The 15,130-nt window shown below is 58.4% G+C and carries 12 protein-coding genes and 4 tRNA genes; 5 read left to right on the top strand and 11 right to left on the bottom strand.

The features are described 5' to 3' along the window. Positions 1-62: 62 nt before the first annotated feature. The 3 genes from ACM6IQ_RS13765 to ACM6IQ_RS13755 form a co-directional block, all read right to left on the bottom strand. Positions 63-1,304, bottom strand: a complete 1,242-nt coding sequence (locus ACM6IQ_RS13765) for a glutamine synthetase family protein (protein WP_414879097.1) — start codon at positions 1,302-1,304, stop codon at positions 63-65. Between the two features lie 211 nt (positions 1,305-1,515). Next, complete coding sequence (locus ACM6IQ_RS13760; protein ID WP_017340207.1) at positions 1,516-2,208, bottom strand: sensor histidine kinase; 693 nt, start codon at positions 2,206-2,208, stop codon at positions 1,516-1,518. Next, positions 2,205-3,809, bottom strand: a complete 1,605-nt coding sequence (locus ACM6IQ_RS13755; protein WP_017340208.1) for a tetratricopeptide repeat-containing response regulator — start codon at positions 3,807-3,809, stop codon at positions 2,205-2,207. The genes ACM6IQ_RS13760 and ACM6IQ_RS13755 overlap by 4 nt, the downstream gene beginning before the upstream one ends. A 241-nt stretch (positions 3,810-4,050) precedes the next feature. On the opposite strand from ACM6IQ_RS13755, the gene ACM6IQ_RS13750 reads away from it, so the two are divergent. Next, positions 4,051-8,184 (top strand): CheR family methyltransferase, encoded by a 4,134-nt coding sequence (locus tag ACM6IQ_RS13750; RefSeq protein ID WP_414879075.1) that lies wholly within the window; start codon positions 4,051-4,053, stop codon positions 8,182-8,184. A gap of 7 nt (positions 8,185-8,191) precedes the next feature. On the opposite strand, the gene ACM6IQ_RS13745 is transcribed toward ACM6IQ_RS13750, so the two are convergent. After that, positions 8,192-8,731 (bottom strand): hypothetical protein, encoded by a 540-nt coding sequence (locus tag ACM6IQ_RS13745; protein ID WP_414879074.1) that lies wholly within the window; start codon positions 8,729-8,731, stop codon positions 8,192-8,194. A 147-nt stretch (positions 8,732-8,878) separates the two neighbouring features. Continuing rightward, positions 8,879-8,955, bottom strand: a tRNA-Arg gene (locus ACM6IQ_RS13740). Positions 8,956-9,248: 293 nt separating this feature from the next. Here ACM6IQ_RS13740 and ACM6IQ_RS13735 point away from each other — a divergent pair. The 3 genes from ACM6IQ_RS13735 (at position 9,249) to ACM6IQ_RS13725 (ending at position 10,560) form a co-directional block, all read left to right on the top strand. Next, on the top strand, positions 9,249-9,482 hold the full coding sequence (locus ACM6IQ_RS13735) for a hypothetical protein (RefSeq protein ID WP_017340211.1): 234 nt from the start codon (positions 9,249-9,251) through the stop codon (positions 9,480-9,482). Between the two features lie 23 nt (positions 9,483-9,505). Continuing rightward, positions 9,506-9,685 (top strand): PA3371 family protein, encoded by a 180-nt coding sequence (locus ACM6IQ_RS13730; protein WP_414879073.1) that lies wholly within the window; start codon positions 9,506-9,508, stop codon positions 9,683-9,685. Between the two features lie 548 nt (positions 9,686-10,233). Beyond that, positions 10,234-10,560, top strand: a complete 327-nt coding sequence (locus ACM6IQ_RS13725; RefSeq protein WP_003178899.1) for an Arc family DNA-binding protein — start codon at positions 10,234-10,236, stop codon at positions 10,558-10,560. A gap of 98 nt (positions 10,561-10,658) precedes the next feature. Here ACM6IQ_RS13725 and mgtE read toward each other — a convergent pair whose 3' ends face one another. Further along, positions 10,659-12,101, bottom strand: coding sequence for a magnesium transporter (gene mgtE / locus ACM6IQ_RS13720; RefSeq protein ID WP_017340213.1), 1,443 nt, complete (start codon positions 12,099-12,101; stop codon positions 10,659-10,661). Between the two features lie 320 nt (positions 12,102-12,421). Between mgtE and ACM6IQ_RS13715 the strand changes: the two genes are divergently transcribed. Next, on the top strand, positions 12,422-12,940 hold the full coding sequence (locus ACM6IQ_RS13715) for a cell envelope protein SmpA (RefSeq protein WP_414879072.1): 519 nt from the start codon (positions 12,422-12,424) through the stop codon (positions 12,938-12,940). A 19-nt stretch (positions 12,941-12,959) separates the two neighbouring features. Here ACM6IQ_RS13715 and ACM6IQ_RS13710 read toward each other — a convergent pair. From ACM6IQ_RS13710 to ACM6IQ_RS13690, 5 genes are all read right to left on the bottom strand, one after another. After that, positions 12,960-13,036, bottom strand: a tRNA-Arg gene (locus ACM6IQ_RS13710). Between the two features lie 72 nt (positions 13,037-13,108). Then, a tRNA-Arg gene (locus ACM6IQ_RS13705) sits at positions 13,109-13,185 on the bottom strand. 107 nt (positions 13,186-13,292) lie between these two features. After that, a tRNA-Ser gene (locus ACM6IQ_RS13700) sits at positions 13,293-13,383 on the bottom strand. 62 nt (positions 13,384-13,445) lie between these two features. Continuing rightward, positions 13,446-13,634, bottom strand: coding sequence for a carbon storage regulator CsrA (gene csrA, locus ACM6IQ_RS13695; protein WP_002554426.1), 189 nt, complete (start codon positions 13,632-13,634; stop codon positions 13,446-13,448). A 186-nt stretch (positions 13,635-13,820) separates the two neighbouring features. Continuing rightward, the gene (locus tag ACM6IQ_RS13690; RefSeq protein WP_031319071.1) at positions 13,821-15,062 is read right to left on the bottom strand and encodes an aspartate kinase; all 1,242 of its coding nucleotides are present in this window, start codon (positions 15,060-15,062) and stop codon (positions 13,821-13,823) included. Between the last annotated feature and the right edge of the window lie 68 nt (positions 15,063-15,130).

Genomic DNA, 15,130 nt, shown 5'->3' with positions numbered 1-15,130 from the left:
CGAGCGGCTCCTTGCGGTGAGAAACGGGCTATCCGAGAAGATAGCCCGAAGACGAAGGTTCGTCAGGCCTGGGCGGCCAGGACACGGCGCTCCCAGGGCGTAATTTCATCAAAGAAGCTGGTCAACTCCAGGGTCTTCGAAGCGACGTAGCCTTCGATGAACTCCTTGCCAAACAGTTCCTTCGCCAATTGGCTACGTTTCAGACGTTCGAGAGCGGCATGCAAGGTACACGGCAATGAAAGATTATCCGGCACCTCGAACTCGCCCTGGATCGCTGCGCTTGGCTCCAGCTCGTTTTCAATGCCGTACAACCCCGCGGCCAGGCTCGCGGCGATCGCCAGATACGGATTTGCATCCGCCCCCGGCAAGCGGTTTTCAACCCGACGAGCGGCCGCCGAGCTGGCCGGAATACGCAAACCGGCCGCGCGATTGTCGTGGGACCAGCAGGCATTGTTGGGTGATGCGAACGGATGACACAAGCGCTGATAGGAATTGACGTTCGGCGCAAACAACGCGGTGAAATCCGCCATGCCGGCCTGCTGGCCGCCGATGAAGTGACGGAAGGTCGCGGTCGGTTCACCGGCCTCGTCGCTGAACACGTTACGTCCGCTGCCGATCTCGACGATGCTCTGGTGAATGTGCATCGAACTGCCCGGCGTGTGCGCCAGCGGCTTGGCCATGCAGACCACGGTCAGGCCGTGCTTGAGCGCAACTTCCTTGAGCAGATGCTTGAACAGGAACGTCTGGTCGGCCAGCAGCAGCGGATCGCCGTGCAGCAGATTGATCTCGAACTGGCTGACGCCCATCTCGTGCATGAACGTATCGCGCGGCAAACCGAGCGCAGCCATGCATTCGTAGACTTCACTGAAGAACGGTCGCAAGCCGTTATTGGAACTGACGCTGAACGCCGAACAACCGTCCTCGCGCCGACCGTCCAGGCCCAGCGGTGGCTGGAAGGGTTGCGTCGGGTCGGTATTGGGCGCGAAGACAAAGAATTCCAGTTCGGTCGCGACCACGGGCGCCAGACCACGTGCCGCGTAACGGGCGATCACCGCCTTGAGTTGGCCACGGGTCGACAGGCTCGAGCTTTCGCCCGTCAGTTCGTCGGCGTCGCAAATGGCGAGGGCTCGTGGTTGCTGGCTCCACGGCAAGCGGTGAATCTGCGCAGGATCAGGCACCAGCGCCAGGTCGCCATCATCGCTGCCGTAGAAACGTGCTGGCGGATATCCGCCCATGATGCATTGCAGCAGCACACCCCGCGCCATCTGCAACCGCCGTCCTTCGAGAAACCCCTCGGCTGTCATGACCTTGCCACGGGGCACGCCGTTCAGGTCCGGCGTAACACATTCAATCTCATCAATGCCCGTCAGTCGCTGTGCGAGTGAGCGCTGGCCATCGGTTGTCATGACGCAATCCTTTGTTGTTGTGCAAGCCGCGAACGGCGACCGTACAAAATAGGCTCCGCCTGTTCGGAATATCAAGCACCGTACACAAAAATGCCTGCAGGGCGTGCATTCAGGGGAGATAAAGGCTGAACACGCCGCCGCCCAACGGGCCGCCATTGCTGATTTCGGTGCGCCCGCCGATGCCGTTGCGCTGATGCAACGCGGCAATCCGCCCGGCGAAATACAGACCCAGCCCGGTGCTGCCACTGCTGTGGTTGATGCCCTGCACGTAGTCGGCCTGACGCTCGATCATCTGGGCCGGGTAGCCTTCGCCGTCGTCGTTGATCGTCAGCACCAGTTGCCCGGCCTCATCGCTGACGCTGATCAACACCGCATGGCGGGCATAACGGATGGCGTTGGTGATGCAATTGCCCAGCACCGACGCAATCAGTTCCCGGTCGAAGAAACCCAGCGGGCTCAGCGGGTCCACTTCGTAAGTCGCCATGATGCCGCGACTGGCGAAAACGTCCTGGTGGCAGGCCAGTTGCGCTTCGATAAAGTCATCGAGCTCGTGATAGGCCGGTTGCAACGGCATCTGATTGACGCCGAGTTTGTATAGCCCCAGCAACTGCACGAGCATGCCGTTGAGGTGGGCGAACTCGAATTCGATCACGCCCTGCTCCGGGGTGTGCCGCGCCGGGTCGGGCAAGCGCGCCAGCCATTGGCTGTGGGCCTGCATCAACATCGCCAGCGAGTTCTTCATGTCGTGCACGGTGGAAGCGATCACCGTGGAGAAATCCAGTGCAGGGTTGTCTTGGTTCATCCGCTGAACGCCTTGATTTTCAGTTTCTGATAACGCGCATACCGCGCGTCAGTGTCAGGCATCAGGCCGACCGTTTTCAGGCAGGCCCGACATTCTTCAAGCTCCGCCGACGGAACGCTGGTGTCGGTGCCGTGCAGCAGCGACTGCGCCATGTTCAGCGCGATACTGATGTTTTTCGGTTGCATCGCCAGGGCTTTGCGGAACGCCGCCCGCGCCTCCACCAGGTTGCCGGTCTTGTACACCCGCACGCCTTGACGGTTGAGCTCCGCCGCATCGTTGCCGGAGTTGAGGATGGTCGGGTCGTCGGTCAGTTTGGCAATGCTTTTCATCACGGTCGGATCGTCGCCGTAGATTTCCACGCAGTTTTTCAGCATCGAGGCGCCGGCATCGGCCTGCCCGAGCATTTGCAACTGCTTGGCCACCAACAGTGCGGCTTCGGCACTCATGAACTGCTCCATGCCATCGAGGCGCAACATCGCTTGCTCGGTGAGCTTTTCCGCGGTTTCGGCGTCGTTGAGCAAGAGACTGGTGGCCTTCATCAACCGCGCACGAATCTGCAGGCCCGGGTCGGAAGGGTTTTCCTTGGCCACGGCGCTCAGCGTGGTGTTGATCTCCAGCCGCGTGCGGGTATCCAGGCCTTTTTCGCTGCCCTTGCTGATCAAGGCGTGTGCCAGGCCGAGGTTGCTTTCAGCGTCCTTGAAGCGTGACTGCGCACCTTGGCTGACCGCCTGCCGATAAGCCTTGGACGCCGTGTCGAAATCTTCGTTGGTCATCGCCAACTTGCCCAGCAACGCCTGGCGACGCACGGCCAGCGGCGATAAGCGAATCGCCTCCTCCAATACTTGCTGCGCGGCCTTGGTGTCGCCTTCGGCGACCAGCACATCCGCCATACCGTCGTACAGCGCCGGCATCATCGGGAACACTTTCAGGGCTTTTTCGTAGACGCCCTTGGCCTGACTGACCTGACCGCGCTTGAACAGCAACTGGCCCAACCCGGCAAACGCCCACGGCAAAGGCCGATCAGCAATGATGCTGTCGTAGAGACGCTCCAGCGCCTCATTCTGATTCAAGTCACGCAGGGCATCGGCGCGGTAGCGCAGGCACAGCGGCGAATAGCGGATGTCCTGTTTGCACAGCGCGATACAGGCATTGAGCACTTCAACCGGCTTGCCGCGATCCAGCGCCTGCAGGATCGGCTTGAGCAGGGTCTTGCGCTGCTCCAGACGCTCAAGGCGCTGGGCCAGGCCCGAACGGTTGAACGGTTTGGTCAGGTAGGCATCGGGCTCATGCTCCAGGGCGCTGAGCACCATCGCCTGGCTGGTCTCGGCGGTGACCATGACAAACACGGCTTCATGGCTGATCAGCTTCTCGACCATCAGGTCTTCGAGTACCTGCTGACCATTCTTCTTGCCGTCGCCGAGGTGGAAATCCTGCAGGATGAAATCGTAGGACTTCTGCGAACACATGCGCAGCGCCTGCTCGCCGGTGTCGGCGGTATCCACGTCCTTGACGCCCAGCTCACGCAGCATGGAACGGACCGAACTGCGGAAATCGGAGAAATCATCGACGATCAGAAAGCGCTTTTGGTGATACGACAGCATCGAAGATTTCCAGGCAATTTTAAGAAGAAGATTATGACTGTCCGGGTTATCGGCCAGCAGGGCCATTCACTTGAAGAAAAGGGAATGCTATTACGCGCCCGGAGTCCAAATCTCAAAGGCTTATGCAGGCGCGCTAAATAATTGAAGGCGATATCGAGAAACGGGATTATCCTGATTTATTGCATAGCGTCAGCCTCCGCTTCGGATCAGGACGCTCCCGTCGTTGGTACAGGCAGAAGTTATGACCACCACCCCCAATCGCCCGGCATCTCATAAAGAGCAAAAGGCCTCGCGTCCCAGCACCCTGGACTTTCCGGTGGTGGGCATTGGCGCGTCGGCGGGCGGTCTGCAAGCTATCAAGTTGTTCTTCGAAAACATGCCGCAGGACAACGGTATGGCGTTCGTGATCATTCTGCATCTGTCCCCCGATCACCAGAGCATCGCTGACCGGATCATCCAGGAATCGACGCGGATGCCAGTCCTGCAGGTCAGCAAAACGGTGTCCATCGAGAAAAACCACGTATACGTCATTTCACCGGCGCAACGCCTGTCGATGAACGACGGTTTACTGGAAGTCAGTGCCTGCGAGACCCGGGAATCGCGTCATGCCTCGATTGACCTGTTCTTCCGCGACCTGGCGAATGTGCACCGGGAACGGGCTTTCTGCGTGGTGCTGTCGGGCACCGGTTCCGACGGTGCTGTCGGCCTGTCGCGGATCAAGGAACAGGGCGGCGTCACGCTGGCCCAGGCGCCGCAAGACGCCGAGTTCGACGGCATGCCCCGCGCCGCCATCGACACCGGGATGGTGGACTTGGTCTTGCCGGTCGTTGAAATGCCGCAAAAGCTGCTGGAGCTGTGGCGCAACTCCCAGGAAATCAGCTTGCCCACCGCCAACGACCCCGAACTTCAGACCATTGCCGCCGTTTCCGAACGTGAAGCGCTGATAGCCGAACAATTGCTGCACGACGTTCTCATCCAGTTGCGCACCGGCACCGGCCATGATTTCAAGCACTACAAACGCGCCACGGTGTTGCGCCGGATCGAACGGCGGATGCAGGTCACGGCCCAGCCGGACTTGGCGGCCTACTACCGTTACCTGCAAGACAACCCGGAAGAAACCAAGGCCTTGCTCGGCGACATGCTGATCGGCGTGACTAACTTTTTCCGCGACCGGGAAGCCTTCGAAGCGCTAGAGCGCGATGTCGTGCCGCAACTGGTCAGCGCCGCCGTGTCAGCGCACCCCGAAAAAGAAGAAATTCGAGTCTGGTCCGCCGGCTGTTCCACCGGTGAAGAAGCCTACAGCCTGGCCATGTTGCTCAGTGATCAGCTGCAACTCGATGCCAGCGCGGCGTCGATGCAGCTGTTTGCCACCGACATCGATGAACGCGCCATCAGCGTCGGTCGGGCCGGCCTGTACCCGCAAGCGATCGTGACCGACGTGCCGCCAACGCGACTGCGGCATTACTTCCTCAAGGAAGATGACCACTATCGGATCCGCAAGGAAATCCGCGAAAAAGTCCTGTTCGCCAAACACAGCCTGCTGTCCGATCCGCCGTTCTCGCAGATCGACCTGATCGTGTGCCGCAACCTGTTGATCTACCTGGATCGCGAAGTGCAGCGTGAAATCCTGCAGATGTTCCACTTTGCCCTGCGCCCTGGCGGCTTCCTGTTTCTCGGCTCCTCCGAGAGCGCAGATGCCTGCCACGAACTGTTCGCCCCGGTGGACAAGCGTAACCGGATCTTCCGTGCCAAGACCGGCACGGCCAACAGCCGTCGCACCCCGACCATGCCCCGCGGCGGCTATGTGCGAACCAACATTTCCCAACAGCCTGCGCAAAACAGCGTGCAGCGTAAATTGTCTTTCGCTGATATCCATCAACGCGCCTTAGAGCAGTCTGCGCCACCGAGTGTGATCGTCGATGCCAACGCCGACATTCTGCACATGAGCGAAAGTGCCGGGCGTTTCCTGCGGCATGTCGGTGGCGAGCTGTCGCGCAACCTGCTGACGCTGATCCTGCCGGACCTGCGTCTGGAGCTGCGCACCACGCTGTTCCAGGTCCAGCAAAGCGCGCTGCCGGTCAAATCCCGTGAGGTGCCGATCAAGCGTGATGAGCGGCGTTACCTGATCAATCTGGTCGCTCATCCCTACAAGGATGAAGGTTCGGACAGCGAGTACGTGCTGGTGATTTTCGAGGAGGTCGAAGTCGACCCTTCCGAGCTGGCAGCGACCACCGTGCTGCAGAACGAAAACCAGGTGCTGTCCAACCTTGAGCGCGAACTGCAGCGCACCAAGCTGCACCTGCAGGACACCATCGAACAGTCGGAAGTCTCCAGCGAAGAGCTCAAGGCGTCCAACGAGGAAATGCAGGCGATCAACGAAGAACTGCGCTCGGCCACCGAAGAACTGGAAACCAGCAAGGAAGAGCTGCAATCGATCAACGAAGAGTTGCTGACGGTCAATTTCGAGCTGAAAACCAAAGTCGAAGAAACCGACAAGATCAACGACTACCTGACCAACCTGATCGCCTCCACCGACATTGCCACGGTGTTTGTCGACCGCGCCATGCGCATCAAGTGGTTCACCCCGCGCGCCACCGACATCTTCAGCATGTTGCCGGTGGACACCGGGCGCTCCCTGCTCGACATCACCCATCGTCTGGATTACGACAACCTGGCCAGTGACGCGACGCAGGTGTTCGAATCGCTAAAAATGATCGAACGCGAAGTCAGCAGTACCGACAACCGCTGGTACATCGCCCGTCTGTTGCCCTACCGCTCCAGCGAAGACCACATCGACGGCACCGTGCTGACCTTCATCGACATCACCAAACGTCGAGCGGCCGAGGAAGAGTTGCGCCAGGGCGAAGAGCGCATGCGCCTGGTCGCCGAAAGCACCCGCGACTACGCGATTATCACCCTCGATGAACAGGGCGTGATCACCAGCTGGAACAAAGGCGCCGAGTTGATTTTCGGCTACAGCAAGGCCGAGGCCGAGGGCGCTTACTACGACTTCATCTTCTCCCCCGAGGACCGCGCGGCGGGCGTGCCGGAAAACGAATTGCTGGCCGTGCGCACCCATGGCCGCAGCGAAGATGAACGTTGGCATCAACACAAGGATGGCAGCCGCTTCTTTTGTAGCGGCGAAGTGACCCTGCTCAGGGGCGACAACCTTCAGGGCTATGTGAAAATTGCCCGTGACCTGACCGGTCACAAACGCCAGCACGAAGCACAAAGCCAGGAATTGGCGGAAACCCGCAACACCAATTACCTCAAGGATGAGTTCTTCGCGGTCATGTCCCACGAACTCAAGCATCCGCTGAACCTGATCCAGCTCAACGCCGAGCTGCTGCGGCGCTTGCCGGTGACCAAGTCACTGGCTCCGGCGGCCAAGGCGGTGAACACCATTTGCGACGCGGTCACCAGCCAGGCGCGGATCATCGACGATCTGCTGGATGTCGCCCGGGTCCGGACCGGCAAGCTCAAGCTGCAACCGGTCGCCGTCGACCTCGCCAGTGTGCTGCGCGATGTCCATACCGTCGTGCTGAATGACCAGCATGACGTCACTGTTGAACTGCTGGTGCCGTCCGACGCGTTAATGGTCCAGGCCGACCCGACGCGCCTTGAGCAAATCATCTGGAACCTGGTGAACAACGCCCTGAAATTCACTCCACCCAAGGGCCGCGTGCAACTGATCGCCAGCCAGTCCGGGGACATGGCGCGGCTCGATATCAAAGACAACGGCGCCGGCATCGCCCCGGAAAACCTCGAACATGTGTTTGACCTGTTCAGCCAGGCTGAAAAACAACACATCACTCACAACCGTGAAGGGCTGGGAATTGGCCTGTCACTGGTGCGTCAGCTGACCGAGGCGCAACACGGCTCGGTCGAGGTGAGCTCTGGCGGGAGCGGCACAGGCTGTACGTTCACCGTCTACTTGCCCTTGGCCAGGGCCCAAGGCGAAGTACAGCCCGCTGCGTGCGCGGAAGATGTTTCCGGAAGACTCAGCGGCTTGACGATCCTGTTGGTGGACGACTCCGCGGACGTGCTGGAAACCCTGAAAATGCTGCTGGAGATGGAAGATGCGCAGGTGATTGCCTTTGACCGGCCAGTGGCAGCGCTGGACGCGGCGAAAAGCACGCGGTTCGACCTGATCATCTCTGACCTCGGCATGCCGGTCATGAACGGGCACGAGCTGATGAGTGCACTGCGTCAGTTGCCGCTCGCGAAGGATGTACCGGCCATTGCCCTGACCGGCTATGGCGCCAACAGCGACATTCAGAAATCGCGGCAATCAGGCTTTGACCAGCACATCGGCAAACCGGTGTCCTACGATGACCTGATCAGCACCATCGAGACGCTCCGACGCCAGCGCTGAGTCGCGCTCAGTTCAGATAGGCGCGCTGCACACAGGCGCGCCGGTCGATCGCCTGCCTGAGCCGTTCCTTGTGATCGGCCCAGACCCCGGGATCGACCTTGTTGGAGCGCATCAATGCGAGCATGGCCTCCTTGGCGGCCAGGTACTCTGACCAGGCATCATCAGACCTGAGCTTCAAGCGCTCACGCTCGGTCATCTCCATCCGGCGCAATGCGATGACCGACTCATCGGTAATCACCGGACTCAACGTCAGCTGCACACGGTGCGGCGCAACGAACGCCTGAGTGTCCGCCACAACCTCCCTCGCCCGCTGGGTGCCCCACTTCAATGCTGCGCAGTAATGCTCACCGACGCTGCGTTCATGATGCTCCTCGCAGATCGGCCAGCCATCAGCGCCATAGATACCTAGAAAAACCTGGGTAACCCCTTCAACACTAACCCGCGCATGCACCTCGATTTGCACGCCATTGCCCAGCACCTCTTCGTGGGTGTGCAGAGGGAGTCTCGTGTTGGTCCATAACCAGAACTGGGCGCCTCTGCGTCGCATCGATTTCGCTCCTTGAGTGGTCTCTGGAGTAAGGCACAGCAACGCGCGCCTTTCCAATGTCGATCGTCGGGTGATTGCCCATGAAAAAGCCCCGCCGGATGCAAGATCCTGGCGGGGCTTTTTGACAGCCGAAGGGCTGGAATAGGATGGTGTCCCAGGGCAGGTTCGAACTGCCAACCTTCCCCTTAGGAGGGGGATGCTCTATCCAATTGAGCTACTGAGACACAAGTCGTCCGCGAGAAAACGCGGCGCGATGGACGGCGTGCATGTTAACGGGCGGGTCTGCGTTTGTCATGTCGTCCTTAGCGCTTTTTAAGTGTAGGCAGGCGCCCCTTGAACGCGAGGGATTTGTTTACCGTGCAAATTGCATCACCGCAAAAAGCCATCATTGCAAATTGCAATGAAGGCGCCCCTGACAGATATCCTAATTTATTGTTTTTAAAGGATTTAATAGACGTTAGACTCTTGGCACGTCGGCTGCTTTAGCTGTTCTCAAAGAACAACGGAGGCCAGCCTCATGAACCGCGCCCTTTTACTCTCGAATGCGATCGCTCTGGCGGTCTTGCTGGGTTTTCACTTTTTCCCCGAGAGCAGCGCCGAGATGGTCGCCCAACGCATGCCCCATTACCTTCAAGTGCAAAGGGCGCCGCAATTGGCGGTGCTGAGTGATCAGCACGGCTTTGTCGGTCAGGAAGTGAGCCAGGAGAATATCCTGCTGCCGGCGCAGTCTTCCGAACGCCTGGTATTTTGAACAACCCCCATCAGGAGCACAGCATGTCCAAATCAGCCGCAGGATTTTTCGTCCTTGCCCTACTGAGTGGCATTCTTCATTTGTCACTGGTCCAGGACTCGGTGGTCACCCTGCCCCTGATCGCCTGCGGCGTTTTCAGCGCGCTGTTCCTGCTGGCGCTGGTCGCTGGCCGCAAGATCAAGTTTGACCCGGTCTTGCGCTGACTCTCAGCAGATTCAGCACAAGGGCCGGCCAGCGCGAAGCCGTCCTTCTTCATCATCCGCCCCCCCTTCGCAACATTAAGCGTGCAGACGCCTTTGAGCTACCTCAATGAGACTGTCCCGGCCGGACCCGTACGGCCCACCAGGTAAATCAGTTTGCCATCCATCCTGAAATAGCCCTCCATGCAGTGGATGCCACTAGTAAATCGGCCATTTGCCACTATCCTGTACAAGGCAAGGAATCGTGATCGACTCCGCATGACATGTACCTTCAGGTGTCTTTGATATTACCTGTCGGGTAACAGGACGCGGCCAGCGATACGGACGGGGCAGACTTTTCAAACCAGTCCGCATTTCTGATAATTGGTGCTGGCATAACGCCGGCATCCAGTTCAATATTTGTCACAGAATTGACGCCAATGAACTGGCTACTTTGAGGCATGATGCGAGCCTCTATCAATTCAGGTTGAACATTTGGCCAGAGTCCTTGTCCTATCAGACATCTGCGGCCAATCCCGAGAACCGCTCCCCTGAACTAACCGGTTAAATATATGCGCCCATTGAAACAGGCAATTTATTCCAGCCGTACGGCTGACAAGTTCGTCGTACGTCTGCCAGACGGAATGCGTGAACGCATTGCCGAGGTGGCTCGCAATCATCATCGCAGCATGAACTCCGAAATCATTGCGCGCCTTGAGCAGAGTCTTATTCAGGAAGGCGCACTGGGCGAAGAGTTGAGCATGCGCCTGGACAGCCCGGAGCTGTCACTGCACGAACGCGAACTGCTGCAACGCTTCCGCCAACTTTCCCATCGTCAGCAAAACGCACTTGTTTCGCTGATTGCCCATGACGCCGAAATGGCCGCAGACGCCTCCTGATTCATCCGAAAGCTCAAGCCAGCTGATTGCTGGCTTTTTTTTGCCTAAAATTCAGGCAAAAAAAACCCGCCGATGGCGGGTTTTTTTACGTCTGGAAATCAGAGCAGGAAGATGGTCGCCAGCCCCAGGAAGATGAAGAAGCCGCCACTGTCGGTCATGGCGGTGATCATCACGCTGGCGCCCATCGCCGGATCGCGCCCCATCTTCGCCAGGGTCATGGGGATCAACACTCCCATCAACGCCGCCAGCAACAGGTTAAGCGTCATGGCGGCGGTCATCACCACGCCAAGCGACCAGCTGCCATACAGCATGTAGGCGACAACACCGATCACCCCGCCCCACACCAGGCCATTGATCAGGCCTACGGCCAACTCTTTGCGCATCAGGCGTGACGTGTTGCCGGTGCTCACCTGGTCCAGCGCCATGGCGCGAACGATCATGGTGATGGTCTGGTTACCCGAGTTACCACCGATGCCCGCCACGATCGGCATCAAAGCCGCCAGCGCCACCAGCTTCTCGATCGAGCCTTCGAACAAACCGATCACGCGGGAGGCAATGAACGCGGTGATCAGGTTCACCGCCAGCCAGGCCCAGCGGTTACGCAGGGATTTCCAGACCGACGCGAAAATATCTTCTTCTTCGCGCAGACCCGCCATGTTGAGAACTTCGTTTTCGCTCTCTTCACGAATCAGGTCGACCATTTCATCGATGGTCAGACGGCCGATCAGCTTGCCGTTCTTGTCGACAACGGGCGCCGAGATCAAATCGTAACGTTCGAACGCCTGTGCGGCATCGTAGGCATCTTCGTCCGGGTGAAAACTCACCGGATCACTGGCCATGACTTCCGAAACCTGTTTTTCCGGGTCGTTGACCAACAGACGCTTGATTGGCAACACGCCCTTGAGCACGCCGTCGTAATCGACCACAAACAGTTTGTCAGTGTGGCCTGGCAGCTCTTTGAGGCGGCGCAGGTAGCGCAAGACCACTTCGAGACTGACATCCTCACGGATCGTCACCATCTCGAAGTCCATCAGCGCACCGACCTGCTCCTCGTCATAGGACAACGCGGAGCGAACGCGCTCACGCTGTTGGCCATCGAGGGTTTCCATCAGCTCGTGGACGACGTCTCGCGGCAGCTCGGAGGCCAGGTCAGCGAGTTCGTCGGCATCCATGTCCCTGGCGGCAGCCAGGAGTTCGTGATCGTCCATGTCGGCGATCAGGGTTTCACGCACCGAGTCGGAAACTTCGAGCAGGATGTCGCCGTCGCGGTCAGCCTTGACCAATTGCCAGAGCGTCAGACGGTCGTCCAGCGGCAAGGCTTCAAGGATGTAGGCGACGTCGGCGGAGTGCAGGTCATCGAGCTTGCGTTGCAGCTCGACGAGGTTTTGCCGGTGGACCAGGTTCTCGACCCGGTCATGATGCGGGCCTTCCTGGCGATGAGTCAGGTCTTCGACCACCCGCTGACGCTGCAACAGCTCAACGACTTGAGCGAGGCGGTCCTGCAGGCTTTCTTGCGTTTTCTTTACTTCAACTTCGGACATAGGCGAACTCCACTCCCAGCAGCGGGGCACGCCGGAAGGATCAATCAGTCAATTCATGATTGGAAAAACGGTTTACTGAGTTACTACTGGGTAAGTCCATGGAGGTATTCCACAAGCCCCGGCGGGGCTGACGGGCGCAATGATACACCGCCCGACGGTTTTAAACGTTAAAAAATCTCGGCTGAAACAAGCGCTTGCGAGACAAACCTGAGCGCCATCCTGATCCATGAAAATGCGACGACTCATTCCGAAAAGAAAACACACCACCACTGAAAAATGTAGCGGCTACCCTTGAGTCAGACCGTCATGGAGGACGTTTGATGCTATTGAGTACACAGTATTTTTTGCTGATCGCCCTGCTCTGCCTGCCGCTCGAGGCAATTGCTACGACCGTTCACCGATGCGAAGCAGCCAATGGCCGCATTACCTTCACCACATTGGGCTGTGCGACGGATGACAGCCTTTCGCTCCAGGATGTGCGCACCTTTACTCCTGGCAGCACGGTGGCCCTTATGCCGGAAGCGGACGCGCGCGAAACATCAGGTATGAAAAACAAAAGGAGGGAGCCGACGGTCGTCGGCCAGACCGAGGATAAATGCGGGAACGTGATTAACGCACGGGAGCGACGGGAAGCGATCATCAATCAACGGGTGGTTGCCGGCATGAGCCAGCAGGATGTCGAAAGCGCACTCGGCAAACCTGACAAGATCACGGTTCGCAATTCGACCACAAGCTACCGTTACGACACCAAGCGGGGCCGCAGTGCTCAGGTCGAGTTCGATGAGAAAGGATGCACCAAGGGAAAAGCCAAATCCCGGACGGCAAAAAGCCCGCGTTAAACGCGGGCTTTTTGGTGTTTGGTGCACTCGACAGGATTCGAACCTGTGACCGCTCGGTTCGTAGCCGAGTACTCTATCCAGCTGAGCTACGAGTGCAATTTGTGTTTTTAGACCAGATCACAACTGGTTGAAGCAGAGTAGCTCACATTACTGCAAACAACTCTTAAATGGTGCACTCGACAGGATTCGAACCTGTGACCGCTCGGTTCGTAGCCGAGTACTCTATCCAGCTGAGCTACGAGTGCATTTGTTGCCGCGCATTATAGGCCGTTGAATCTTTTTGTAAAGCGCTTTTTCTAGTAATTTCAACAACTTACCGAAGAAGCCAGATTACAACGTACTACGCAAATAATGGCGGAGAACGGGGGATTCGAACCCCCGACACCCTTTTGAGGTGTACTCCCTTAGCAGGGGAGCGCCTTCGGCCACTCGGCCAGCTCTCCGCAACACGGGGCGTATATTAACCAGCTTCTTCCCCGTTTGCAAACATAAAAAACGATAAAAATTAATGGCTTGGTTCTTCGTCCTTCTCTTTCTTTATACGCAGGTAAATTTCCTCACGGTGGACCGCAACCTCTTTCGGGGCGTTGACACCGATACGCACTTGATTTCCTTTAACGCCGAGCACGGTCACGGTGATTTCGCCATCACCAATAATCAGGCTTTCTGCGCACCGACGAGTCAGAATCAGCATACCTTTCTCCTCACGCATTTCATTTCAGGGACAACAGTCTGCAAAAAAAAGGCACTCGACCTACAACCTGAGCGGTCGCAGCCCTACATGCCTGAGTATTGACTAGCGCGGACAAAAGAACAGTTTCGAGCCGCACCATTCAAAAAACAAAAGGGCGCGGTCAGACCGCGCCCTTCAGCAAACGCATCACTCGCCCTGACGGGCCGGCGCGTCCAGTTCGAAAGCCGTGTGCAGAGCGCGCACAGCCAGTTCCAGGTACTTCTCTTCGATCACCACGGAGACTTTGATTTCCGAGGTCGAGATCATCTGGATGTTGATGCTTTCTTTCGCCAGGGATTCGAACATGCGGCTGGCCACGCCTGCGTGGGAGCGCATGCCGACACCGACGATCGAGACCTTGGCGATCTTGATGTCGCCAACCACTTCACGGGCACCGATCTCGCGAGCGGTGTTTTCCAGCACGGTTTGCGCGGCCTGGAAGTCATTGCGGTGGACGGTGAAGGTGAAGTCGGTGGTGTTATCGTGCGCAACGTTCTGCACGATCATGTCGACTTCGATGTTCGCGGCGCTGATCGGGCCGAGAATCTTGAATGCAACGCCCGGGGTGTCTGGCACGCCACGGATGGTCAGCTTGGCTTCATCGCGGTTGAAAGCGATGCCGGAAATGATCGGCTGTTCCATGGTTTCCTCTTCATCAATAGTAATGAGGGTGCCCGGACCCTCCTTGAAGCTGTGCAGTACGCGCAGCGGAACGTTGTACTTGCCGGCGAACTCGACCGCACGGATCTGCAACACCTTGGAACCGAGACTGGCCATTTCCAGCATCTCTTCGAAGGTGATCTTGTCCAGGCGCTGAGCCACGGACACCACACGCGGGTCGGTGGTGTAGACGCCGTCGACATCGGTGTAGATCTGGCATTCGTCAGCCTTCAAGGCCGCCGCCAGCGCCACGCCGGTGGTGTCGGAACCGCCACGACCGAGGGTGGTGATGTTGCCGTGCTCGTCGACGCCCTGGAAACCGGCGACAACCACCACGCGACCTGCTTTCAGATCACCGCGAATCTTCTGGTCATCAATCTGCAAGATACGCGCTTTATTGTGTGCGCTGTCCGTCAGAATCCGCACCTGGTTGCCGGTGTAGGACACCGCTGGCACACCGCGCTTGATCAGCGCCATGGCCAACAGGGCAATCGTCACCTGCTCACCGGTGGAAACGATCACGTCCAGCTCACGCGGAACCGGCTGGCCGTCGCCACTGATTTGCTTGGCCAGATCGATCAGACGGTTGGTTTCGCCGCTCATTGCAGACAGCACAACCACCAGGTCATCGCCGGCATCGCGGAATTTCTTAACCTTGTCGGCGACCTGCTCGATTCTCTCGACAGTGCCGACCGAGGTGCCTCCAAATTTCTGTACGATCAAAGCCATTTCAAAGCCGCCTCTGCCCATGAAGGGCGCCCAAATAATCACTCAAACAGCGTTCCGGCCCACCACTA

This window comes from Pseudomonas sp. IT-P100 (assembly GCF_949767185.1).
Classification (GTDB): Bacteria; Pseudomonadota; Gammaproteobacteria; order Pseudomonadales; family Pseudomonadaceae; genus Aquipseudomonas; species Aquipseudomonas fluorescens_B.
Note: the sequence above shows the minus strand (reverse complement) of the source record. Positions and strands in the feature narration are given on the sequence as shown.

Coding starts and splice junctions, on each gene's coding strand:
- ACM6IQ_RS13765 (WP_414879097.1), bottom strand. CDS start 1,304: ATGACAGCCGAGGGGTTTCTCGAAGGACGGCGGTTGCAGATGGCGCGG.
- ACM6IQ_RS13760 (WP_017340207.1), bottom strand. CDS start 2,208: ATGAACCAAGACAACCCTGCACTGGATTTCTCCACGGTGATCGCTTCC.
- ACM6IQ_RS13755 (WP_017340208.1), bottom strand. CDS start 3,809: ATGCTGTCGTATCACCAAAAGCGCTTTCTGATCGTCGATGATTTCTCC.
- ACM6IQ_RS13750 (WP_414879075.1), top strand. CDS start 4,051: ATGACCACCACCCCCAATCGCCCGGCATCTCATAAAGAGCAAAAGGCC.
- ACM6IQ_RS13745 (WP_414879074.1), bottom strand. CDS start 8,731: ATGCGACGCAGAGGCGCCCAGTTCTGGTTATGGACCAACACGAGACTC.
- ACM6IQ_RS13735 (WP_017340211.1), top strand. CDS start 9,249: ATGAACCGCGCCCTTTTACTCTCGAATGCGATCGCTCTGGCGGTCTTG.
- ACM6IQ_RS13730 (WP_414879073.1), top strand. CDS start 9,506: ATGTCCAAATCAGCCGCAGGATTTTTCGTCCTTGCCCTACTGAGTGGC.
- ACM6IQ_RS13725 (WP_003178899.1), top strand. CDS start 10,234: ATGCGCCCATTGAAACAGGCAATTTATTCCAGCCGTACGGCTGACAAG.
- mgtE (WP_017340213.1), bottom strand. CDS start 12,101: ATGTCCGAAGTTGAAGTAAAGAAAACGCAAGAAAGCCTGCAGGACCGC.
- ACM6IQ_RS13715 (WP_414879072.1), top strand. CDS start 12,422: ATGCTATTGAGTACACAGTATTTTTTGCTGATCGCCCTGCTCTGCCTG.
- csrA (WP_002554426.1), bottom strand. CDS start 13,634: ATGCTGATTCTGACTCGTCGGTGCGCAGAAAGCCTGATTATTGGTGAT.
- ACM6IQ_RS13690 (WP_031319071.1), bottom strand. CDS start 15,062: ATGGCTTTGATCGTACAGAAATTTGGAGGCACCTCGGTCGGCACTGTC.